The sequence below is a fragment of the Candidatus Obscuribacterales bacterium genome (assembly GCA_036703605.1).
Classification (GTDB): domain Bacteria; phylum Cyanobacteriota; class Cyanobacteriia; order RECH01; family RECH01; genus RECH01.
The window spans coordinates 1-3,783 of record DATNRH010000881.1 but is presented as its reverse complement, the minus strand read 5'-3'; the positions used below and the strand labels follow the sequence as shown (position 1 = coordinate 3,783).

At 50.3% G+C, this 3,783-nt stretch carries 3 protein-coding genes; 1 reads left to right on the top strand and 2 read right to left on the bottom strand.

Annotation, left to right across the window (positions count from 1 at the left end):
- On the bottom strand, positions 1 to 672 hold a 672-nt coding region (locus V6D20_18110; GenBank protein HEY9817697.1), incomplete at its 3' end, for an AMP-binding protein.
- 729 nt (positions 673 to 1,401) lie between these two features.
- Here V6D20_18110 and V6D20_18105 point away from each other — a divergent pair.
- Entirely contained in the window at positions 1,402 to 2,136 is a 735-nt protein-coding gene (locus V6D20_18105) for a carbonic anhydrase family protein (GenBank protein ID HEY9817696.1), read from the top strand.
- Here the strand turns inward: V6D20_18105 and V6D20_18100 are convergent.
- Positions 2,102 to 3,783 (bottom strand): hypothetical protein (locus V6D20_18100; GenBank protein ID HEY9817695.1); only part of this gene is annotated, 1,682 nt, incomplete at its 5' end. The genes V6D20_18105 and V6D20_18100 overlap by 35 nt on opposite strands.

Here is a 3,783-nt window from a genome sequence, read left to right as displayed (position 1 = left end):
CCGCACTCCAAGAGCAACACCTAGATCAGCTAAATAGTGGGCAAGCTGGTTAGCCCGTTGATTGAAAGCACTGTAGGTCAGCATTTGATCGTTATAGCGCAGAGCGATCGCGTCTGGCTGCTGAACCGCATGGGTTTCAATGGCATGGAAAATAGGCACTGGTGGATAGGCTACGCGCGGACTGCTCCAGTCCACGACCTGTTGCTGAAGCTCTGCCGGCGTTAACATAGAGAGCGTTGTGATAGGGCGATCGCTCCTCTCGTCCATGCCCTGGGCTAGCTGCTTGAGATGACCCACCATCCGCTCAATCGTGGCGACTTGGAAAAGATGAGAATTGTACACCACACTCCCCTGCCAGTTTGCCCCTGAGGGATCCAGAATCCAATGGAGGTCGGGTGGCTGTACAGACGTCTCAGCATAGTTGGTAGCGATCGCTTCCCAATCCTGGCGATTCGATACTAGGGTCAACACCACATTGGCTGGTGTAGAGCGCTGGGGAGCAGATGCTGCAGCCAATTGCTGGAGCACAGTTTGCTGAAGGGTATGGGCGGTGGTGTCAGCCGTAAGCGTCACGGACACAGACACCGCATCATCCAGCAGGGTCGTCGATAGGTAGACATCCAGCTCAATATGAGGTTGTTGAGTCGAATGGTGAAGCAACGCCATCATCAAAGCGATCGCTCCAACTTTCTCCTCAACGTGATCACTTGGATTAGACAGTGTGAATGCAAAGCAGTGCGGTTGATACGACGTTGACGCAGTTTTAAGCGAGTCCCAGGAAAGTTGAAGCATAGGATGAAGTTGGCTGCAAGGATGCAAGAAAATGGTAGGCAATGGGAGGCACACAAACTCTCCCCATCATCAGACGTAGATGTACGGTCAATAGCAATACCATAACCGTTGTCATCATGCTCGATGCTATGAAACCCTGATCTATCCGTGAAATTATGGAGGGCTCAACCGCAAGCCATGGATAATAACGTCCGTATAGACTTACTAACGCTATCCATCCAGACTCTCAATCAATATGCTTAGAGCTACCTCCACACTCCCTCTCTATAATGCGCTGCAAGACTTTCAACGTCAATGTACTGTGATGGCATCCATTACTCTAACAGTAGGTTTTAGCCAGTTACCACACCAAATCTTTATCTAAATAAACCTAAGGCAAAGATCAACCTACCGTAGTCTGATGGTTAACCCAGCTAGAAATCTATCGTCTATTCAACCCTACCTGAGCGCGATACAATGAGCAGCGACAGACGGTATTATTGGTAACTATTTAGAGTTTGATTCTCTAGATGCGATCACCCTCTGAGCACTTGCTGCCTAAGTCTAAACCATCACGTTGGGGTCATGCTGGGAATGAGAACATGGTATTGGAGACTGGTAGCAGGCTTGATGATGGTCGTAAGCATTCTGCTGCCCCAAGGAGCGATCGCCTGGGCCCAGTCTGAACAACCTCAGTGGAGCTATGAAGGCGAAACCCGTCCTGAGCACTGGGGAGACCTCAACCCTGCCTATGCGCTCTGTGCCCAAGGACAAAACCAGTCTCCCATTGATATCACGGCTTGGGTAGAGGGCGATCGTACCCCCCTTGAGTTTTACTATGGCCCAACACCGTTAGCCATTCGCAATGATGGTCATACGCTCCAGGTCTATGATCAGGTCGGGCAACATATCCGTATCCAAGGCGACGATTATCGGCTCATTCAATTTCACTTCCATGCCCCCAGTGAACATCAACGATCTGGACGGTCTGCCCCCATGGAAATGCATTTGGTGCATCGCAATGCAGCGGGCGATCTAGCCGTAGTGAGCATGTTAATGGAGGAGGGCGATGCCAATCCCCTCATTCAAACCATTTGGGAGCATAGCCCGCAGATGGGGGAAACCTCCCAGGAAACAGCGGTACAGATCAATGCAGCAGATTTATTACCGATCGATCGCACCTATCTGAGCTATATGGGATCATTGACAACGCCCCCCTGTAGTGAATCCGTGCGGTGGTACCTTTTAGAACGAACCATAACGGTATCGGCAGAGCAACTCCTAGCGTTTCATCAGATCTACCCTCACAATGCTCGCCCCGTACGACCGCTCAATCAACGGGTGGTGGAGTTGCACCAGGGTTAAGCTCAGTGTCTAACCAAGATTTGATAGGACCAGATTTGATAGGGCTCTCAGGCTTTTGCTGCAAGAACCACTGGGTCGCTTCTGCCATCAAAATCGCATCCCCCGAGTCCAAAAACTGCTGCATTCGGGCCCATTGATCCTGGTCATAGCGCTCATACTGATGAGAGCGATCGCATGTCACCACCCGCTGAGACGCTTGTTTCCAGTGACGTGCCTGATCTTTGACCCATTGCAAGACCTGCTGCACATAGTGAACACCCAGGGGATCCGATGCTGGCTCTGACTTGGTCATTAACCGATCATGGTCAGCCATCTGATCGAGGTTTTCCCCAGGCGGATGATTTGTATTACGACCTCTATGATCATAATCCTGTAGAGGGCGATCGCTCAAATCCTGACTCTGTAAAGGATTACTGCCTATTGGGAGAAATAAGCTTGTAGAGTTATGGTCAGACGATGCCTTTCCTAGGCAATCGTCTGACCAATTCGTATGATGGGCCGGTTCGAACCCAAGAGTCTCAGGTAGAGCATCTTGAGATGGATGACTAATACTGTCAGTGCTATTGGCCCATGAAGTTGTATCAAAGTCTTGTATCAAATTGGGATGCCATAGATCTTTATGGCGATAGAGAGAGCTGCCACCAATTCCTTGCTGCACTAATGTGCGGAATCGTTCAGTGATGCCTTTAGGAAGCTGTCCTAGGTGTTTAAGCTGCTCAACAATGGTGGCAATACGGTGGCGCGTATGCTGTAGCTGTTGAACGTTCCAGCGATTGGTGATCGATATAGATACCGTAGGTTCAACCAGCGATTGTTTTGAGCCACCATAGCGGAAATAGCGACTCGTCTCTACGCAGCGAGCCCACTCGGCTGCCCGTTTGTCTAGTTCATGCTGATGCCGACACCAATCTCGGTATCCAGGCAGAGCTTGAGCGATCGCCACAATTTCGTCCGTCAACGCCTGTCCCTCTAGAGGTGCTCCTCCCGATAGGACATGGTGGAAGACATAAGTTCTTAGGGCAATGCGACCCAATAGGCGGTTGGTTTGTCCATAGTCTGTCCAACCCAGTTCAATTTCGGCGTTTAAATCATTGAGGAACTTGGCGGCTTTGGTTGATATCCGATAGGGTTGCCGAACGGATCGTTTGAGGATCTGCTCTAGTTTTTTAGGCGTTAGTTGATTCTGGATTTGGGCCGATCGCCATAGCCTTGTGAAGCGCGATCGGCCCCCTTGAGTAGGCTGCAAGTCTTGATTCAGTAAATAGGAGCCTGGCTGAAGCGGTAGCCGATGGGCATGAAATAGGCTAGGTGTCTCAGGTGAATAAGACTTGGGATTAGGAAAAATCTCAAGCTGGCCACCCCGTAGATTAAATCCAGCATGGCTCAGCGTTGTGGATAGAGCAACTGCTACCTTCCAGGAGTTCACCACATGAGACAAAGGAATATAGAGGTGAAGCCCTCCTGTCTCACTCGATGTGCAGATGATAGGGGCTGTTAGATCTATGGCTTCTAGAGCCTCTAGAAGGCGAGACAACGCCTGTGGGTCTTTACCAGGATGATAGGCACTACCAGCGTCAATATCGATGAGACAATACTGAGTTTCTGCACCAAAGCGAACTCCATAAAGATAGGCAGCTTGCTGCAGCA